16 protein-coding genes are annotated in these 18,302 nt (G+C 72.6%); 6 read left to right on the forward strand and 10 right to left on the reverse strand.

The genetic code is table 11. The annotated features are described in order from the left end of the window. Positions 1 to 84 precede the first annotated feature (84 nt). Positions 85 to 1,221 carry a hemin ABC transporter substrate-binding protein gene (locus J3P41_RS11250; RefSeq protein ID WP_210650378.1) on the reverse strand — a complete coding sequence of 379 codons (1,137 nt, stop codon included), beginning with the start codon at positions 1,219 to 1,221 and terminating at the stop codon, positions 85 to 87. A 153-nt stretch (positions 1,222 to 1,374) separates the two neighbouring features. Continuing rightward, the gene (gene tpx / locus J3P41_RS11255) at positions 1,375 to 1,872 is read right to left on the reverse strand and encodes a thiol peroxidase (protein WP_210650379.1); all 498 of its coding nucleotides are present in this window, start codon (positions 1,870 to 1,872) and stop codon (positions 1,375 to 1,377) included. A 96-nt stretch (positions 1,873 to 1,968) separates the two neighbouring features. Here tpx and J3P41_RS11260 point away from each other — a divergent pair, with 96 nt between their 5' ends. Continuing rightward, on the forward strand, positions 1,969 to 3,279 hold the full coding sequence (locus J3P41_RS11260; protein ID WP_210650380.1) for a DUF2252 domain-containing protein: 1,311 nt from the start codon (positions 1,969 to 1,971) through the stop codon (positions 3,277 to 3,279). Between the two features lie 44 nt (positions 3,280 to 3,323). On the opposite strand, the gene J3P41_RS11265 is transcribed toward J3P41_RS11260, so the two are convergent. The 5 genes from J3P41_RS11265 to J3P41_RS18955 form a co-directional block, all read right to left on the reverse strand. Beyond that, positions 3,324 to 4,334: an aldo/keto reductase gene (locus J3P41_RS11265; protein ID WP_210650381.1), complete on the reverse strand. Its 1,011-nt coding sequence runs from the start codon at positions 4,332 to 4,334 to the stop codon at positions 3,324 to 3,326. A 33-nt stretch (positions 4,335 to 4,367) separates the two neighbouring features. After that, positions 4,368 to 4,757: a MerR family transcriptional regulator gene (locus J3P41_RS11270; RefSeq protein WP_307861943.1), complete on the reverse strand. Its 390-nt coding sequence runs from the start codon at positions 4,755 to 4,757 to the stop codon at positions 4,368 to 4,370. A gap of 99 nt (positions 4,758 to 4,856) precedes the next feature. Beyond that, positions 4,857 to 5,654, reverse strand: coding sequence for an NAD(P)-dependent oxidoreductase (locus J3P41_RS11275; RefSeq protein ID WP_210650383.1), 798 nt, complete (start codon positions 5,652 to 5,654; stop codon positions 4,857 to 4,859). A gap of 11 nt (positions 5,655 to 5,665) precedes the next feature. Further along, positions 5,666 to 6,478, reverse strand: a complete 813-nt coding sequence (locus J3P41_RS11280) for a purine-nucleoside phosphorylase (protein WP_210650384.1) — start codon at positions 6,476 to 6,478, stop codon at positions 5,666 to 5,668. Between the two features lie 171 nt (positions 6,479 to 6,649). Beyond that, complete coding sequence (locus tag J3P41_RS18955) at positions 6,650 to 7,102, reverse strand: gamma-glutamylcyclotransferase (protein ID WP_210650385.1); 453 nt, start codon at positions 7,100 to 7,102, stop codon at positions 6,650 to 6,652. Positions 7,103 to 7,169: 67 nt separating this feature from the next. Here J3P41_RS18955 and lpdA point away from each other — a divergent pair, with 67 nt between their 5' ends. Next, positions 7,170 to 8,570 carry a dihydrolipoyl dehydrogenase gene (lpdA, locus tag J3P41_RS11290; RefSeq protein ID WP_210650386.1) on the forward strand — a complete coding sequence of 467 codons (1,401 nt, stop codon included), beginning with the start codon at positions 7,170 to 7,172 and terminating at the stop codon, positions 8,568 to 8,570. Continuing rightward, positions 8,570 to 9,961: an NAD(P)H-quinone dehydrogenase gene (locus J3P41_RS11295; RefSeq protein ID WP_210650387.1), complete on the forward strand. Its 1,392-nt coding sequence runs from the start codon at positions 8,570 to 8,572 to the stop codon at positions 9,959 to 9,961. Before lpdA ends, J3P41_RS11295 begins: the two co-directional genes overlap by 1 nt. On the opposite strand, the gene J3P41_RS11300 is transcribed toward J3P41_RS11295, so the two are convergent. Continuing rightward, positions 9,897 to 10,793, reverse strand: coding sequence for an Fpg/Nei family DNA glycosylase (locus tag J3P41_RS11300; RefSeq protein ID WP_210650388.1), 897 nt, complete (start codon positions 10,791 to 10,793; stop codon positions 9,897 to 9,899). The two genes, J3P41_RS11295 and J3P41_RS11300, sit on opposite strands and share 65 nt — an antisense overlap. A 138-nt stretch (positions 10,794 to 10,931) precedes the next feature. On the opposite strand from J3P41_RS11300, the gene J3P41_RS11305 reads away from it, so the two are divergent. Next, entirely contained in the window at positions 10,932 to 12,152 is a 1,221-nt protein-coding gene (locus tag J3P41_RS11305) for a SpoIID/LytB domain-containing protein (RefSeq protein ID WP_210650389.1), read from the forward strand. Further along, positions 12,149 to 13,090 (forward strand): SGNH/GDSL hydrolase family protein, encoded by a 942-nt coding sequence (locus J3P41_RS11310; RefSeq protein WP_210650390.1) that lies wholly within the window; start codon positions 12,149 to 12,151, stop codon positions 13,088 to 13,090. The genes J3P41_RS11305 and J3P41_RS11310 overlap by 4 nt, the downstream gene beginning before the upstream one ends. On the opposite strand, the gene J3P41_RS11315 is transcribed toward J3P41_RS11310, so the two are convergent. Beyond that, positions 13,087 to 16,473 (reverse strand): pyruvate carboxylase, encoded by a 3,387-nt coding sequence (locus tag J3P41_RS11315; protein ID WP_210650391.1) that lies wholly within the window; start codon positions 16,471 to 16,473, stop codon positions 13,087 to 13,089. The genes J3P41_RS11310 and J3P41_RS11315 overlap by 4 nt on opposite strands. A 59-nt stretch (positions 16,474 to 16,532) precedes the next feature. Then, positions 16,533 to 17,468: an NAD-dependent epimerase/dehydratase family protein gene (locus tag J3P41_RS11320; protein WP_210650392.1), complete on the reverse strand. Its 936-nt coding sequence runs from the start codon at positions 17,466 to 17,468 to the stop codon at positions 16,533 to 16,535. Positions 17,469 to 17,592: 124 nt separating this feature from the next. On the opposite strand from J3P41_RS11320, the gene J3P41_RS11325 reads away from it, so the two are divergent. Beyond that, positions 17,593 to 18,291, forward strand: a complete 699-nt coding sequence (locus J3P41_RS11325; RefSeq protein ID WP_210650393.1) for a TetR/AcrR family transcriptional regulator — start codon at positions 17,593 to 17,595, stop codon at positions 18,289 to 18,291. The last annotated feature ends 11 nt before the right edge of the window (positions 18,292 to 18,302 follow it).

The following is an 18,302-nucleotide window of genomic DNA, read 5'->3' on the forward strand; positions in this document are numbered from 1 at the left end:
GCCAGTCGCGTGGGCGGCGCCCGGCTGCCGAGGAGGTAGGGACGCGCGACGCAGGCAGCGACGTGCGCGGCAGGACCGGCGCCGTCACAGCGCGTCCGGGGCGTAGAGCGCGACGGCGAGCGCGTTGAGGACCTCGGCCGTGCTGGGACCGAAGCTGAGGATGCGGTCGTCGTCCATCGCGACGATGCGCTCGTGCTCGCCGGCCGGGGTCTGACCCAGGGCCGGGAAGCGCTCCAGCAGGCCGTCGACGCCGCCCACGGACTCCAGGCCCTTGCTCATCATCAGCACGACGTCGGGCTGGGCGGCGACGAGTCCCTCGTCGGTCAGCGGCCGCATGCCCTTCCAGCCGATCTCCTTGCTGACGTCGTAGCCGCCGACGGCCTCGATGAGGGAGTCGGCGCCGGAGTCCTGGCCGAACATGTAGTAGACACCCGAGCTGCCGCGCACGTAGAGGAACACGGTGCGCAACCGGCCGGTGACGTCCTCGGGGGCGACCCGGCTGATGGCCTCCTGCATCGCCTCCGCCTCGGCGGTGATGCGCCGGCCCAGTCGCCTTCCGGCGGCCGGCACGCCCAGGGCATCGGCGACCTCGCTGGTCAGGGCGGCGAGGTTGTCGAGGCTGCGCCGCGAGTCGGTGACCACGACGGGGATGCCGGCGTCGCGGAGCTGGAGGACCGCGTCCCACGGACCGAGCGAGGTGTCGGTGAGCACGACGGTGGGGTCGAGGGCCAGGATCGCCTCGGCGTTGAGCTCGTGGCCGTTGCTGGTCACCAGCGGCCGGTCGGCGATGGCCTCGAACTGCGACGAGGTGTCCCGGCCGACCACCCGGTCGCCGAGCCCGAGCTCGAAGACGGTCTGCGAGAGCGTGCCGTGGATGTCGAGCGCCAGGATGCGCGAGGCGTCCTCGACGGTGACCTCGGTGCCTTGGGCGTCGGTGACGGTCACGGGCAGGCGCGGCTCCGGGACCTTGGCGACGGGCTCGAGGTCGGGCTCCGGCAGGGCGATGTCGACGACCCCGTCCCATGCGCGCGGATCGGCGAGCGGCTCCACCTCGGAGAGGGAAGGGACGTGCCCGGCCGCCGCCCGTGCCGACGACGACGGCGAGGTGATGGGTGAGCAGCCGCCGCCGAGCAGGGAGAGCGCGAGGACGATGCCGGCGATGCGGGCCGTGCGGCCCGCAGCGCGGCGCGGGCCGGTCGGCGGTTGGGGAGCGGGAGTCATGATGCCCTTTGGTTAGCCTTACCTAAGTGAGGTGAGGCTAGCCTTAGTTCCTAGCACTCGGCAATCGTCCCGGTGCTCGGACCTCCGACGCCCGAACGCACGAGTGGCCGCGGACCCGGGCGGGTCCACGGCCACTCACGATGGCGGGAGCAGTCAGCCGAGGGCGGCCACCGCAGCGTCGTAGTCGGGCTCCTGGCCGATCGCGTCGGTCAGCTGGGTGTGGAGCACGGTGCGGTCCGCGTCGAGGACGACGACCGCTCGGGCCAGGAGCCCGGCCCACTTGCCGTCGGCCATGGCGACGCCGTAGTCCTGGCCGAACGTGGACCGGAAGGCCGAGCCGACGAGCACGTCGTCGATGCCCTCGGCTCCGCAGAAGCGGGCCTGCGCGAGCGGCAGGTCGACCGAGACGTTGACGACGGCGGTGTCCTGCAGTCCGGCCGCCAGCTCGTTGAACCGGCGCACGCTCGCCTGGCACACGCCGGTGTCGATGCTCGGGAAGATGTTGAGGACCACGCGCCTGCCGGCCACGTCGGCCTCGGTCAGGGACTGGAAGGTCGTGTCGACCAGCTCGAAGCCGGGGGCCTGCGAGCCGACCGCCGGCAGCTCGCCGACGGTGTTGACGGTGCTGTCACCGAGTTGTGTGGTTGCCATGGCCCATTCCTACCGCACACCCCGATGCCGCCCGACGGCGCCGGCCCCGGTCGTCGCTCGGCAGCCGCGGTCCCGGGCGCGGCCTAGAGTGCGGGAATGGCACCCGACCAGCGCACGGACGTGATCATCGAGGTGCTGCGCGACGCGTTCGCGCCGCTCATGCGGGCGGACCCGGCCGCCTTCCGGACCAAGTACCGCAAGATGGCGCGCGACCCGCTGGCGTTCTACCGCGGGACGGCGTGCCTGTTCTACTGCGACGTCACCGGCGAGGACGAGGGCTGGGCCGACCACGGTGCCGAGCGCATCTGGATCCACGGCGACCTCCACGTGGAGAACTTCGGCACCTACCTCAACTCCGACGGCCGGCTGATCTTCGACGTCAACGACTTCGACGAGGCCTACATCGGCCGCTTCACCTGGGACCTCCAGCGCTTCGCCGCGAGCCTGGCGCTGCTCGGCTGGCAGAAGGCGCTGCCGGAGGACGCCATCCGCAAGCTCATCGGCCGCTACGTGCGCTCGTACCTTGCGCAGGTCAACCACTACACCGGCACCGAGGACGACGAGGACTTCGAGATCCGGCTCGACACCGCGCACGGACCGGTGCTCACCGCGCTGGAGACGGCGCGGCAGATGCGCCGCGCCGACCTGCTCGACCGGGTCACCGTCATGCAGCGCGGCACCCGCGCCTTCGTCGAGGACGCCACCACCCGGCGCCTGTCGCGCGACGAGCGCTCGCGCGTGGTCGCCGCCTTCGGGGACTACCTCGACACCATCCCGGAGTCCAAGCGGTTCGACCGCGGGCTCTTCTACGAGCTGCGCGACGTCGTCGGCAAGTCCGGCTTCGGCATCGGCAGCGCCGGGCTGCCGGCGTACAACGTCCTGGTCGAGGGCTACAGCCAGGCCCTCGACAACGACGTGGTGCTGAGCATGAAGCAGGCCAACGTCCCGGCCCTGAGCCGCTTCGTCGACACCAGCGAGGTGGACGCCTACTTCGAGCACGAGGGGCACCGCACGGTCGTGAGCCAGCGGGCCCTGCAGGTGCACACCGACCCGCTGCTGGGTCACACCAGCATCGACGGGGTCGGGTACGTCGTCTCCGAGGTCTCGCCCTACGAGGTCGACCTGGACTGGAGCGAGATCAACGAGCCCGAGGAGATGCGCGCCGTCGTCGACCTGCTGGGACGGGCGACCGCGAAGATCCACTGCGCCTCCGACGAGGACAGCCAGCAGGACCTGGTGGACTTCCAGGTCGAGCACGCGATCCGGCGCTCCCTGGAGGGCAGGCGCAACGACCTCGTCTCGTGGCTGTGCGACTGGGGGATCGCCTACGCGGTCCGCGTCCGCAAGGACCACGCGTTGTTCGTCGACGCCTTCCGCGAGGGCCGGGTGGGCATCGCCGCGACCTGACCTCCGCGACCTGGCCCCCGCGGGGTGTGTCTTCCGTAGGCGGCTCAGGCCTCGACGGTCGACATGTCGCCGTAGCGGTCGCCCGCGACAGCGCCGCGCGGCACGGCCTCCTCGAGCGCTGCGAGGTCGTCCTCGGTGAGCTCGACGCCGACAGCGGCGACGTTCTCCTCGAGGTAGCGCACCCGCTTGGTGCCGGGGATGGGTGCGACGTCGTCGCCCTGGGCGAGCACCCAGGCGAGCGCGAGCTGTCCGGGCGTGCAGCCCTTCTCGCCGGCGAGCCGGGTGACCTTCTCGACCAGCGCGAGGTTGGCCTCGAGGGCGTCGCCGGCGAAGCGGGGGAACCGGCCCGTGGCGCGCGAGTCGTCGGACTGCAGCGACTCGCGGGTGACCGCGCCGGTGAGCATCCCGCGCCCGAGCGGCGAGTAGGGGACCAGGCCGATGCCGAGCTCGCGCAGGACGGGCAGGATCTCGTCCTCCAGGTCGCGGGTGAACAGCGAGTACTCGCTCTGCAGGGCGGTGATCGGGTGTACGCCGTGCGCGCGCCGGATCGTCTCCGCGCCGGCCTCGGACAGGCCAAGGTGGCGCACCTTGCCGGCCTCGACCAGCTCCTTCATGGCGCCGACGGTCTCCTCGATGGGGACGCTGCGGTCGACCCGGTGCTGGTAGTAGAGGTCGATGTGGTCGACGCCGAGCCGCTCGAGCGAGGCGTCGCAGGCCCGCCGCACGTAGTCGGGGGAGCCGTTGATGCCGACCCAGGAGCCGTCGGGGTTGCGCTCGTTGCCGAACTTGGTGGCGAGCTGGACCTCGTCGCGGCGGTCCTTGATGGCGCGACCGACCAGCTGCTCGTTGGTGAACGGGCCGTACATGTCGGCGGTGTCGAGGAAGGTCACGCCGAGGTCGAGGGCGCGATGGATCGTGTCGATGCCGGACTGCTCGTCAGGGGTGCCGTAGAACTCCGACATCCCCATGCAGCCGAGGCCGAGCGTGCTCACGGTGAGCGAGGACCCCTGCGAGGAGGAGCCGAGCGTGCGCTGTCCGATGGGAGTGGTGGTCATGTCTCCACCTTTCGCCTTCGAGCGCGCTCCAAGTCAAGCCCCCGCGGCGGACTCCGCCGGTGCGACCGAGCTCTCGTACATCGCGATCTTGTGGTCGATGGCGCGCAGGTGCGCGGTGACCTCGCTCAGCTGCCGCTCGACGACCTCGCGATGGGCCAGCAGCAGGTCGAGGCGCTCGGCCTCGTTGCCCTCGCCCTGGCGCACCAGCGCGGCGTAGCGGCGTACGTCGCGGATCGGCATCCCGGTCGCGCGCAGCCGGGTGACCATCTGGATCCAGGCGAGGTCGCGCTCGGTGTAGCGGCGGTGCCCGGACGACGCGCGCTCGACCGAGCCGAGCAGCAGCCCGTCGCGTTCGTAGTAGCGCAGGGTGTGGGCGGTGAGCCCGGTCTGCTCGGCTGCCTCGGCGATGCTCAGGCTGGTCACCCGACCAGTCTCCGACTTCGAGTGCACTCCACGTCAAGGCCTTGCCGCCGGCTGCGGGACCGGCGGACCGGCGGGAGAGCGGGACCGGAGACGGGAGCGTCAGTCCCCGAGCGCGGGGCGGTGGAACTGCGCGGTGGCGTACGGTCCGCCGACGAACTGCGCCTCCGCCTCGTCCTGCGGCCCGGGCTCGATGCGGTCCGCGAACCGCTCGGCGTCGTCCTGCGGCTCGTAGCCCAGGCGCCGGCCCGGCTCGAGGTCCCACCAGGCGCGGGTGTTGGCGCTGATGCCGTACAGCACGGCGTACCCCGGCGCCGGGGCCGTGAGCGCGGCCTCGACCATGCGGACCCCGTCGTCGTGCGAGAGCCACGTCGACAGGTTGCGCACGCTCGTGGGCTCCTCCAGGAAGGATCCGATCCGGCAGGAGACGGCGTCGATGCCGTGCCGGTCGGCGAACAGCCGCATCAGGGCCTCGGCGGCCACCTTGGCCACGCCGTAGTACGTGTCGGGACGGGGAAGGGCGTGCTCGGTGAGCTCGCCGTCGGCCCGCGGGGTGCGCCCGACGGCGTGGTTGGACGAGGCGTAGACCAGGCGCGGCACGTCGTGGGCGACCATCGCGTCGAGCAGTGCCGCGGTCGTCACCACGTGCGAGGTGAGCTCCTCGGGCAGCGACCGCTCCTCCGGTACGCCGGCGAGGTGCACGACCGCGTCGAGCCGCTCCTCGGCGAACACCGCGGCGACGGCGTCGGCGTCGGCGCAGTCGGCCTCGTGCCAGGCGAACGTCGTGCCCTCCGGCGGCGGGACGAGGTCGAGCCCGACGACCTCGTGGCCGTGCTCGGCCAGCCCGACGGTGACCACCCGGCCCAGGCTGCCGGCGGCTCCCGCGACTAGTACGCGCACCGGTGCCGCCCTCAGATCCGGGCGACGACCTGGCTGAGCAGACCGCCCATCCGGCTGGCAGCGGCACGACCCGCCTCGAGGACCTCCTCGTGGTTGAGCGGCTCGCCGCTCAGGCCGGCGGCGAGGTTGGTGACCAGGCTGATGCCCAGCACCTCCATGCCCGCCTCCCGTGCGGCGATCGCCTCGAGAGTGGTGCTCATGCCCACGAGGTGGCCGCCCATGCTGCCCGCCATCCGGACCTCGGCGGGCGTCTCGTAGTGCGGCCCGGGGAACTGGACGTAGACGCCCTCGTCGAGGGTGCCGTCCACCTCCTTGCACATCGCGCGCAGGCGGGGGCTGTAGAGGTCGGTCAGGTCGACGAAGTTCGCGCCGACGATGGGACTCGTGCCGGTGAGGTTGATGTGGTCGGAGATCAGCACCGGCTGGCCGGGCTGCCAGCCCTCCTTGAGGCCGCCGCACCCGTTGGTCAGCACGATCGCCGAGCAGCCGGCGGCAGCGGCGGTACGCACCGGGTGGACGACGGCGGCGACGCCCTTGCCCTCGTAGTAGTGCGTGCGGGAGAGGAAGACGAGCAGGTTCTTGTCACCGCTGCGGATCGACCGGATCTTGCCGCTGTGACCCGCGACGGCCGCCGCGGAGAAGCCGGGCAGGTCGGTGGTGTCGATCTCCGCGGTGGCCTCGCCGAGGGCGTCGACGGCCGGCAGCCAGCCCGAGCCCAGCACCAGGGCGATGTCGTGGCGCTCGACGCCGGTCAGCTCGGCGAGCGTGGCCGCGGCGGAGGCGGCCGCTTCGTAGGGGGTGGGGACTTGGGCTGCGTGCGTCACGCGGCGAACTCTAGACCGAGGCGAGGCTCGGTACGACGCCCGCCGCTGCCCCTGCGCAACGGCGGACGCCGTCACACGTCCAACGCGCGAGTGGCGCGGAGGTCACTCGCGCGGCGCTCACCCGATCGACGGCTCTCGTCAGAAGCCGGTCAGGAGCGGGTCAGCGGCCGGTCACAGGCCGGTGGAGCGGCAGGGGCGGCGCCGCAGGGCGGCGACGTAGTCCTCCGGCGCTCCGGCGGCGTCGGCGGCGTCGGCGAGCACGCCGAGGTAGGACGCGGACGGCAGCCCGCCCTCGTAGGCGTCGAGGACGTAGGCCCACACCACCAGCTCGCCGCTCATCGTGGAGACCCGCACCTTGGTCTTGCGGTACAGGCCGGTGTCCGCGGCCTCCCACCCGTCGAGGGCGCGCTCGTCCTCGGGGGTGACGTCGTAGACGGCGACGAAGACCTGCTCGAAGGGGTCCTGGACGATGGTGGAGAGGGCGCCGTCCCAGCCGTGCTCCTCGCCGCCGAAGGTCAGCCGCCAGCCCGTCAGCCAGCCGGTGGACTGCAGGATCGAGTGCGGGCAGCGCTCGCTCATCCGGGCGGGATCGAGGTTCGTCCCGTAGGCGGCGTAGAGCGTCACGGGCCACAGGATACTGAGCCCGGACCTCGGGTGTTCTGCGTAGACGGCGGACAACTAGGCTGGCGCCGTGACCGACACCCATTTCGACACCCTCGTCCTCGGCGCCGGCCCCGGTGGCTACGTCGCCGCGATCCGCGCAGCCCAGCTCGGCCAGAAGGTGGCCGTGGTGGAGGACAAGTACTGGGGAGGGGTGTGCCTCAACGTGGGCTGCATCCCCTCCAAGGCGCTGCTCAAGAACGCCGAGCTGGCGCACACGCTCCAGCACGAGAAGGCGAAGTTCGGCATCGAGGGCGAGGTGACGATGGCCTTCGGCGCGACCCACAAGCGCAGCCGCGACGTGAGCGCCGGCATCGTCAAGGGCGTCCACTACCTGATGAAGAAGAACAAGATCACCGAGATCGACGGCTGGGGCACGCTGCAGGGCCGCAACGACATCGACGTCGCCAAGGACGGGCAGACGACCCGCTACACGTTCGACAACCTGGTCATCGCCTCCGGTGCGACGGTGCGCCTGGTGCCGGGCGTCGAGCTCAGCGAGAACGTCGTCACCTACGAGGAGCAGATCCTCAGCGACCAGCTGCCGGGCTCGATCGTCATCGGCGGCTCCGGTGCGATCGGCGTCGAGTTCGCCTACGTCATGGCCAACTTCGGCGTCGACGTGACGATCGTGGAGTTCCTCGACCGGATGGTCCCCACCGAGGACGCCGACATCTCCAAGGAGCTGCTCAAGCACTACAAGAAGCTCGGCGTGAAGGTGCTGACCTCGACCGCGGTCAAGAAGGTCGCGGACACCGGGTCGGGTGTCCGGGTCACCGTCGCCCCCGCCGGCGGTGGCGACGAGCAGGTGCTCGAGGCAGACAAGTTCCTCGCCGCCTTCGGCTTCGCCCCGCGGGTCACCGGCTTCGGCCTGGAGAACGTCGGCGTCAACGTCACTGAGCGCGGCGCCATCGAGGTCGACGAGTACTGCCGCACCAACGTGCCCAACGTGTACGCCATCGGCGACTGCACCGGCAAGATGATGCTCGCCCACGTCGCCGAGGCGATGGGCATCGTGGCCGCCGAGACCATCAACGGCGCGGAGACGATGCCGGTCGAGTACGACTTCGTGCCCCGCGCGACGTACTGCATGCCGCAGATCGGCTCCTTCGGCTACACCGAGGCGCAGGCCAGGGAGCTCGGCTACGACGTGAAGACCGCGACGTTCCCGTTCACCGCCAACGGCAAGGCGATGGGACTGGGCGAGGCCGTCGGCTTCGTCAAGGTGGTCGCCGACGCCGAGCACAACGAGATCATCGGCACCCACATGATCGGTCCGGACGTGACCGAGCTGCTGCCGGTGATGACGCTGGCGCAGAAGTGGGACCTGACCGCCGACGAGGTGGCCCGCAACGTGTTCGCCCACCCGACCCTGGGTGAGGCGGTCAAGGAGGCCGTCCACGGGATCGCCGGCCACATGATCAACCTCTGATGACCGACCACATCGTCATCATCGGCGGCGGGCCCGGCGGCTACGAGGCCGCGCACGTCGCCGCCCAGCTCGGCGCCCAGGTGACCGTCGTCGACACCGACGGTGTCGGGGGCTCCGCTGTCCTCACCGACTGCGTGCCGAGCAAGACGCTGATCGCGACCGCCGAGCTGATGACGGAGATGTCCTCCGCGAGCGAGCTCGGGGTCAACTTCAGCGACAACGAGGGCGACGCCGCCACCTCCATCGCGGTGGACCTCGCCCGGGTCAACGCCCGCGTCAAGCAGCTGGCCGCCGACCAGTCGGTGGACATCGCCGCCCGTCTCGACCGCGACGGCGTACGCCTGGTGACCGGCCGCGGCCGGCTCGGACCGGACCTCACGGTCGTCGCGACCACCGCCGACGGCGAGGAGACGCTGCAGGCCGACGCCATCATCGTGGCCACCGGCGCCGCGCCGCGCACGCTGCCGAGCGCCCGGCCCGACGGGGAGCGCATCCTCACCTGGGAGCAGGTCTACGACCTCACCGAGGTGCCCGAGAAGCTCATCGTGGTGGGCTCGGGGGTCACCGGCGCGGAGTTCGCCAGCGCCTACCTCTCCCTCGGCATCGACGTGACGCTGGTCAGCAGCCGCGACCGGGTCCTGCCCGGGGAGGACGCCGACGCCTCGGCGGTCCTCGAGGACGTCCTGACCCGCCGCGGGATGCACGTGCTGAGCCGCTCGCGGATGCAGTCGGTGACCCGGGACGGCGACACGGTGACGGTGACCTTGACGGACGGCCGCACGGTCACCGGCAGCCACTGCATCCTCGCGCTGGGCTCGATCCCCAACACCGCCGACCTCGGCCTCGAGGAGGCGGGGGTGGCGACCGACGACGGCGGCTTCATCATGGTCGACCGGGTCTCGCGCACCTCCGCCCGCGGGATCTACGCGGCGGGTGACTGCACCGGGGTGCTCATGCTGGCCTCGGTCGCGGCGATGCAGGGGCGGATCGCGATGTGGCACTTCCTCGGCGACGCGGTGGCGCCGCTCGACCTCAAGAAGGTCTCGTCCAACGTCTTCACCTCGCCGGAGATCGCCACCGTCGGCTGGTCGCAGCAGGCCGTCGACGCCGGGGAGATGACCGCCGAGGTGGTCACGCTGCCGCTGGCCGGCAACGCCCGCGCCAAGATGCAGGGCGTGCGCGACGGCTTCGTGAAGCTGTTCTGCCGCCCGGGCACCGGCATCGTCGTGGGAGGAGTGGTGGTGGGACCGCGTGCCTCCGAGCTCATCCACCCTGTCTCCGTCGCGGTCGCCGAGTCACTGACGGCCGACCAGCTGGCGCACGCGTTCACCGTGTACCCGTCGATGAGCGGCTCGATCGCCGAGGCGGCTCGCCGGTTGCACGGGGTCTGAGACCCGTCCGGGCCTCCGGGCCGGGTCCCGGCTGGCAGGTGCGGCACCACCACGTGCGGCGGTTGGCCGGATCGCCGGGCACCTCGGCGCTCACGCTCACCGGACCGCCGCAGCGTCGGCAGCCCTGCCGCTGTCGGCCGGTCACCCAGTGGTCGTCGCCCTTGGCCGACGACCCCGTGGTGACCTGGTAGGCGCCCTCGACCGTCGCCGAGTGGCGCAGCATGGTCGCGGCGCGCTCGACCAGGCGGGCGATGTCGACCTCGCCGATCGGCGTCCACGGGCTCACGCCGGTGAGGAACGCCAGCTCGTTGACCCAGAGGTTGCCCAGCCCGGCCAGCGAGCGCTGGTCGAGCAGGGCGGTGACCAGCGGGGTCCGGGGGTCGGTGCCGAGGCGGCGCACCGCCTCCGCCGCGTCCCAGTCGTCGCGCAGCGGATCGGGTCCGAGGTGGCCGACGACGTCGCTCTCGCGGTCGGTGGGCACCAGGACCAGGTCGTGCAGGCGGATGCCGTGCACGGTCCGTGCGTCATCGAGACCCAGGACGAGGCGCACGTGCGGCTGCACCTTCGCCGGCAGCCGCTTGCCCGGCGCCAGCGTCGACCACGAGCCGTCCATGCGCAGGTGGCTGTGCAGCGTCGCGGCGGGGGAGTCGCCCGTCGCGGAGAAGCGGGTGAGCAGGTGCTTGCCGTGGGTGTCGTGCCCCACGATCCGGCGCCCGGAGAGGTCGCGGGTCGCCAGGGTGGGCGTGCGGAAGTCGGAGCGCACGACCGTACGCCCAGCGACCTGCCGGTCCAGCCGGCGAGCGAGGCGCCAGACGCTGTCTCCCTCGGGCACGGCTCCAGTGTCACAGGCGCACCCTGACCGGCCCACCCTGACAGGTCTGCCCTGACCGGCTCAGCGTCCCCGCTGGGCGGTGCCACGGCGCGCCTGTACGCTCGGTGGTTCCGTTCGTCGACACTCGGGGGAGCTCCGATGATCCGTTCCCGCATGCTGCTCGCAGCGGCCCTCAGCGCGCTGCTGCTGCCGATCCTGCCCGCGTCCGCGACCGCAGAGCCGCGCCGGAAGGCGGAGACGTGGGCCACCCCGGGCAGCACCGCCATCACGGTGACCGGCCACGGCTACGGGCACGGCCACGGGCTCTCCCAGTACGGCGCCCTGGGCGCCGCGGAGCAGGGGCTGTCGTGGCGGCAGATCGTCGACTTCTACTACCCCGGCACGACGTGGGGGCGCATCGGCGGCAAGGTCCGGGTGCTGATCACCGCCGACACCGGTCGCGACGTGCAGGTCGTCGCCCAGCGCGGCATCAAGGTGGGCAGCGTGGCCCGCAAGCGCACGTGGCGGCTGCCCGCCGTGCCGGCCAAGAAGTGGCGGCTCATCGCCCGGGGCGACGACACGCTCGTGCAGCACACGCGAGGCGGCGCCTGGCGGACCTGGAAGAAGGTGCCGGGAGAGGCGGAGTTCTCCTCGACCACCGGTCGACTGACCCTTGTGCTGCCCGGTGAGCGACGTGAGTACCGCGGCACCCTGCAGTCCGTGGCGCCGCGCCAGGGCAAGCGCCAGACGGTCAACGAGGTGGGCATGGAGGCCTACCTGCGCGGCGTCGTGCCGCAGGAGGTCCCCGCGCTGTGGACGCAGGCTGCGGTCAGCGCCCAGTCGGTGGCCGCCCGCACCTACGCGGCGTTCGAGCGCTCCCACCCGTCCGCAGCCCACTACGACCTCTGCGACACCACCCAGTGCCAGGTCTACGGCGGTGTCGACGCCGAGCACCCGGCCGCGACGGCCGCCATCAAGGCGACGGCCGGGCAGGGGCTGATGTACGACGGCCGTCCCGCGTTCACGCAGTTCTCCGCCAGCAACGGCGGCTGGTCGTCGGCCGGGTCCATGCCCTACCTGGTGGCGCAGGCCGACCCCTACGACGGCGTGACCGGTCACCAGTACTCCACGTGGACCGAGACGATCGACGACGTGCAGGTCGAGCGGCACTGGCCCGCGATCGGCGACCTGACGTCCATCGAGGTGACCTCGCGCGACGGCAACGGCGACTGGGGCGGCCGGGTCACGGACATGGCGTTCATCGGCACCACCGGCACCGCGCGCGTCGACGGCGACACCGTCCGCTCCTACTTCGGGCTCAACTCCGACTGGTTCACGTTCAGCGTGACGCCCCGGCAGCAGGGCCCGGCCCGCCAGTGATCCGGCTGCGGCCGGCCGCTCTCCTGGCGGCCCTCGTCCTCGCGGCGACGGGGTGCCAGGCGGGCGGGGCCGACGGCGACCCCCCGGACCCGGTGCTGGACGTCGAGGCCACCAGCGACATCGACTACGTCGCCCTGGGCGACTCGTTCTCGGCCGGGCCGTTCATCGGGACCATGCGCACCGACCCGCAGGGATGCGCCCGCTCGCGGAGCAACTACCCGGCCTTCCTCGCCGAGTGGCTCGACGTCGCCAGCTACACCGACGTGACCTGCTCGGCAGCGACGACGGCGGACCTCTACGCGCCGATGACGATGTTCGACGGCAACACCACCGGCCCCCAGCTCGACGCCGTCAGCGCCGACACCGACCTGGTCACGCTCGGCATGGGCGGCAACGACTTCGGCATCTACGACACGCTCATCGACTGCCAGGAGGGACCGGCCGCGACCTGCCCCGTCGAGCGGCTCCGAGCCGACGCCCGCAAGGTCGCCGACCACATCGAGCGAGCCGTGCGGCGGATCCGGCGCGCCGCCCCGGAGGCGTGGGTTCTCGTCGTCGGCTATCCCGACATCCTGCCGACCGAGGGCAGCTGCGCGGCCGTCGGCGTGCCGGCCGACGTGCTGGGGCCGGTCGCCGAGGTCGCTGGCCTCCTCAACGACTCCCTGCAGCGCGGCGCAGCCGCGGCGGGGGCGTCGTACGTCGACATGGAGGCCGTCTCCGAGGGCCACGACGTGTGTGCCAAGGGCCGGGCGTGGGTCAACGGCCCGCGCCTGCGGGTGGGCGTCGCGGCGCCGTTCCACCCGAAGCTCAACGGCATGCGCGCCGTCGCGGCCGAGGTCTACCGCCAGGTCACCGGCGAGGAGCCCGAGGTCACCGAGTACGCCGAGCCCGACCCGGACGTCGTGGTGCTCAACGAGCAGCCGGAGGCCGGCGGCTAGCCGATCACCAGGACGAGGTCGCCGCCCTCGACGGCCTGCGTGGAGCGCACCGCCACGCGCCGGACGGTGCCGGCCGTGGGCGCGGTGATCGAGGCCTCCATCTTCATCGCCTCGATCGTCGCCACCGTCTGGCCCGCCTCGACGGAGTCCCCCTCCGCGACGGACACGGTGACCGCGCCGTCGTAGGGCGCCGCGACGTGCCCGGCTGCCTGCGGGTCGGCCTTCTCGGCGGAGGCGACCTCGGCCGACACGCTCCGGTCGCGCACCGACACCGGCCGCAGCTGCCCGTCGATCGTCGCCATCACGGTGCGGATCCCGCGCTCGTCGGGCTCGCCGATCGCCTCGAGGCCGACGAGCATCTCCCGGCCCTCGCGCACCTGCACGCGGTGCTCCTCGCCGCGGCGCAGGCCGTAGAGGTAGTCGATCGTCGAGACCGCCGAGAGGTCGCCGAACTTCTCCCGCGACTCGCGGTAGGCGATGGTGGGACCGGGGAAGAGCAGCTCGTTGAGGGCCGCCCGCCGGTCGGAGGAGAGCCGCTGCTGCTGCTCGGCCGTCAGGCTCTCGGTGGGCTGCTTCCACGTCCGTCCCGCGAGCGCCTTGCTGCGGAACGGCTCCGGCCAGCCGCCGGGCGGGTCGCCGAGCTCGCCGTTGAGGAAGCCGATCACCGAGTCCGGGATGTCGTACGACGCCGGGTCGGCCTCGAAGTCCGCCGGGTCGGCACCTGCTGCGACCAGTGCGAGCGCGAGGTCGCCGACGACCTTGGACGACGGCGTCACCTTCACCACGTTGCCGAGGATGTCGTTGGCGGCGGCGTACATGTCCTCGACCTGCTCGAACTTCTCGCCGAGGCCCAGCGCGATCGCCTGCTGGCGGAGGTTGGACAGCTGCCCGCCGGGGATCTCGTGGCGATAGACGCGCCCGGTGGGGGAGGGCAGTCCCGACTCGAACGGGGCGTAGACGCGGCGCACGGCCTCCCAGTAGGGCTCCATCGCGTTCACCGCGGCGAGCGACAGGCCGGTCTCCCGCGGGGAGTGGTCGGTGGCGGAGACGAGCGCCGACAGCGCGGGCTGCGAGGTGGTCCCGGCCATCGAGGCGCAGGCCGCGTCGACGGCGTCCACGCCGGCCTCGATCGCCGCGACGAGCGTGGCGAGCTGGCCGCCGGGGGTGTCGTGGGTGTGGAGGTGCACGGGGAGGTCGAAGCGCTCGCGCAGCGCCGTGACCAGCGTGCGGGCCGCCGGAGCCCGCAGCAGACCGGCCATGTCCTTGATCGCCAGCACGTGGGCGCCGGCCTCGACGATCTGGTCGGCGAGGCGGAGGTAGTAGTCGAGGGTGTACAGCTTCTCGTCGGGGGAGGAGAGGTCGCCGGTGTAGCACAGCGCCACCTCGGCCACCGACGTGCCGGCGGCGCGGACCGCGTCGATCGCCGGCCGCATCTGCGAGACGTCGTTGAGGGCGTCGAAGATGCGGAACACGTCGATCCCGGTCTCCGCCGCCTCCTGGACGAAGGCCTCGGTGACCTCCGTGGGGTACGGCGTGTAGCCGACCGTGTTGCGCCCGCGCAGCAGCATCTGCAGGCCGATGTTGGGGATCGCCTCGCGCAGCGCGGCCAGCCGCTCCCAGGGGTCCTCGGACAGGAACCGCAGCGCGACGTCGTACGTCGCCCCGCCCCAGCACTCGACCGACCACAGCTGCGGCGTGGTGCGCGCGACGTGGTCGGCGACCGCGAGCAGGTCGCGGGTGCGCACGCGGGTCGCGAGCAGCGACTGGTGGGCGTCGCGGAAGGTGGTGTCGGTGACCGCGACGGTGTCCTGGGCCCGCAGCCGCCTCGCGAACTCCTCGGGGCCGATCTCGCGCAGCAGCTGGCGGGTGCCGTCGGGCACGGCCTGCGAGCGGTCGAGGGCCGGCAGCTTGCTGGCCGGGGAGATCGTGACCGGGGCGGGGCCGTGGGGCTGGTTGACGGTGACGTCGGCGAGGTAGGACAGCAGCCTCGTGGCGCGGTCGGCGCCCACCTGCGCCGTGAGCAGCCCCGGGTGGTCCTCGATGAAGGAGGTGGTGACGCCGCCGGCGGCGAAGTCGGGGTCGGCCAGCACCGCCTGCAGGAAGCCGACGTTGGTGGACACGCCGCGGATGCGGAACTCCAGCAGCGCGCGCCGGGCCTTCTGCACCGCGGCCTCGAACGTGCGGCCGCGGCAGGTCAGCTTGGCCAGCATCGAGTCGAAGTGCGGGCTGATCTCGGCGCCGGTGTAGGTGGTGCCGCCGTCGAGGCGGACGCCCGGGCCGCCCGGCGAGCGGTACATCGTGATCCGGCCCGTGTCGGGGCGGAAGCCGTTGGCCGGGTCCTCGGTGGTGATGCGGCACTGGAGCGCGAACCCGCGGGGCTGCACCGAGTCCTGCGTGAGGTCGAGGTCGGCGAGGGTGGCACCCGCCGCGATCAGCATCTGCGACTGGACGAGGTCGACGGCGGTGACCTCCTCGGTCACGGTGTGCTCGACCTGGATGCGCGGGTTCATCTCGATGAAGACGTAGCGGCCGGACGGGTCGAGCAGGAACTCGACCGTGCCGGCGTTCTTGTAGCCGATCTCGCGGGCGAAGCGGACGGCGTCGGCGCAGATCCGGTCGCGCAGCTCCGGGTCGAGCCCGGGGGCCGGAGCGATCTCGACGACCTTCTGGTGCCGGCGCTGCACCGAGCAGTCGCGCTCGTAGAGGTGGATCACGCCTTCCTCGGTGCCGGTGCCGTCGGCGAGGATCTGCACCTCGATGTGGCGCGGGTCGACCACCGCCTGCTCGATGAACACCGTGGGGTCGCCGAAGGCGCCCTCGGCCTCGCGCATGCAGGTCTCGATGGCCTCCCGCAGGTCGGCGCGGTCCTCGACGCGGCGCATGCCGCGGCCACCGCCGCCGGCCACCGCCTTGACGAACAGCGGAGCCTCGATCCGCTCGGCGGCCGCCACCAGCTCGTCGACGTCGGTCGACGGCGGCACCGACTCCAGCACCGGTACGCCGGCGGCCTTGGCGGCGGCGATCGCGCGCGCCTTGTTGCCGGTCAGGGTCAGCACCTCGGCGCTGGGCCCGATGAAGGTGATGCCGGCAGCGGCGCAGGCCTCCGCGAGCGCGGGGTTCTCCGAGAGGAAGCCGTAGCCGGGGTAGACGGCGTCGGCGCCGCAGCGGACCGCGACCTCGACGATCGCCTCGGGGTCGAGGTAGGCGCGGACCGGGTGGCCCTCCTCACCGATCTGGTAGGCCTCCTCGGCCTTCATCCGGTGCTCGGACCAGCGGTCCTCGTGGGGGAACACGGCCACCGTGCGCGCGCCGATCTCCCGCGCGGCACGGAGGGCACGGACTGCGATCTCGCCTCGATTGGCGACGAGCACCTTGGAGAACATGGCCGAACGCTATCCAGTGCGCCTGTGACCTGCCGCACCTGTCCGGGAACCGGGCACGCTCACGCCGCGACCGGCTGCGCCCGCCACCACGCGACGGTCTCGGCGAGGCCGTCGACCAGCGGCGTGGGCGAGAGGCCGAGCCGCTGCTCGCTGACCGAGGAGTCCATCACGAACGGCCGGTCGAACATGTAGCCCGTCTCCGCCATCTCGCGCACCGGCCGCGAGACCGTGCCGACGGCGCGGAGCACACCGACCGGGATCGACGACACCTTCGGCACCGGCACGCCACCGGCCTCGGCGACGAGCTCGACGAGGTGCCGCTGCGTCAGCGCCGGCGCGGTCGGGGCGTGGAGGAACGAGCCCCACAGGTCCTCCCGGCGCGCGGCGACGACCATCGCGGCGGCGAGGTCGGGGACGTAGGTGAACGAGTGCGGCTGGTCGGCGCTGCCCAGCACCCGCATGGTGCGCCCGGCGAGGACGGCGGGCACCATCCGCTCGCCGGCGTGCGCGGTCCGCACGAGCGGGCCGTAGAAGTCGGAGGCCGCGACGCTGACCGTCGGCGTGTCCGACGCCGCGCGCTGCGCGAGGAGCTCGGTGCGCACGCCGAGCTTGCCGCGGGTCGCGGTGCGCGGCGTGGCCTCGGTGATGGTGCCGGCGACGGGCCCGTAGGAGTAGAGGCTCTCGGGGAAGACGACGACGGCGCCCGCGCGGCCCGCGGCGTCGAGGACGGCCCGCTCGGCGCACGGCAGCTCGGCACGCCACACCTTCGCGTCGTACGCCGAGCCGTGGATGCAGTGGTGCACCGCGGTCGCGCCCGCGAAGGCGTCGTCGAGGTGCTCGCGGCGCGAGACGTCGACGCGGCGACGCTCGACGAGGGGGTGGTCGGGCCCGCTGCCCGACCGGGTCAGGAGGCGGACCCGCTCGCCGGCCGCGGCCAGCTGCAGGGCGATGGTCGAGCCGACGGGTCCGGCTCCGGTGACGACGTGGACGGTCATGGTTCTCCTCGGGTTGGGAGAGCACTGCTCTCGGTTTTGCCCATCCTGCCGGTCCGGGGATCGGAAAGCAAGAGCGCTGCTCTCTGAAACGATCGGCGCTCGCTCATATGGGAGGATGCCGCCCATGACCGAGACCTCCACTCCGCGCAGCCGCGCCCGCGAGCAGACCATGCGCGACATCGTCCGGATCGGCCGCGCCCACCTCGCGACCGACGGCGCTGCCGCCCTCTCGCTGCGCGCGGTCGCCCGCGACCTGGGCGTCGTCTCGTCCGCGGTCTATCGCTACGTCGCGAGCCGCGACGAGCTGCTGACGCTGCTGGTCGTCGACGGCTACGACGAGCTCGGCGACGCCGTCGACGCGGCGGTCGGGGAGGTGGACGCCGCCGACCACGCCGGCCGCATGGCGGCCGTCGGCCGTGCCGTGCGCTTGTGGGCGCTGGCCGAGCCGGCGACGTACGCCGTGCTCTTCGGCAGCCCGGTGCCGGGCTACGAGGCGCCGCCCGAGCGGACGACCGGGCCCGGCACCCGCGTCGTGCTCCGCCTGGTCGAGGTGTGGGAGGACGCCTGGCGGGCGGGCGCGTTGGCTGTGCCCGACGAGCCGGTCGCGCCCCGTCTCGCCGCCGACCTGGCCCGGATCCGCCGCGACCTCGACCTCACCGTCCCCGACGCCGTCATCGCGCGCGGACTGCTCGCGTGGGCCTCGCTGTTCGGGTGCGTCAGCTTCGAGGTGTTCGGCCAGTACGGTCCGGACACGTTCACCGACACCGGCGACGTCTTCGAGCACCACCTGCGGGCACTGGTGGAGAGCGTCGGGCTGGGCTGAGGGCGCCCCAG

The sequence above is a fragment of the Nocardioides sp. SYSU D00065 genome (assembly GCF_017916425.1).
In the GTDB taxonomy this organism is placed as follows: Bacteria; Actinomycetota; Actinomycetes; order Propionibacteriales; family Nocardioidaceae; genus Nocardioides.

Coding starts and splice junctions, on each gene's coding strand:
- J3P41_RS11315 (WP_210650391.1), bottom strand. CDS start 16,473: ATGTTCTCCAAGGTGCTCGTCGCCAATCGAGGCGAGATCGCAGTCCGT.
- J3P41_RS11265 (WP_210650381.1), bottom strand. CDS start 4,334: ATGACCACCACTCCCATCGGACAGCGCACGCTCGGCTCCTCCTCGCAG.
- J3P41_RS11325 (WP_210650393.1), top strand. CDS start 17,593: ATGACCGAGACCTCCACTCCGCGCAGCCGCGCCCGCGAGCAGACCATG.
- J3P41_RS11295 (WP_210650387.1), top strand. CDS start 8,570: ATGACCGACCACATCGTCATCATCGGCGGCGGGCCCGGCGGCTACGAG.
- J3P41_RS11305 (WP_210650389.1), top strand. CDS start 10,932: ATGATCCGTTCCCGCATGCTGCTCGCAGCGGCCCTCAGCGCGCTGCTG.
- tpx (WP_210650379.1), bottom strand. CDS start 1,872: ATGGCAACCACACAACTCGGTGACAGCACCGTCAACACCGTCGGCGAG.
- J3P41_RS11250 (WP_210650378.1), bottom strand. CDS start 1,221: ATGACTCCCGCTCCCCAACCGCCGACCGGCCCGCGCCGCGCTGCGGGC.
- J3P41_RS11320 (WP_210650392.1), bottom strand. CDS start 17,468: ATGACCGTCCACGTCGTCACCGGAGCCGGACCCGTCGGCTCGACCATC.
- J3P41_RS11260 (WP_210650380.1), top strand. CDS start 1,969: ATGGCACCCGACCAGCGCACGGACGTGATCATCGAGGTGCTGCGCGAC.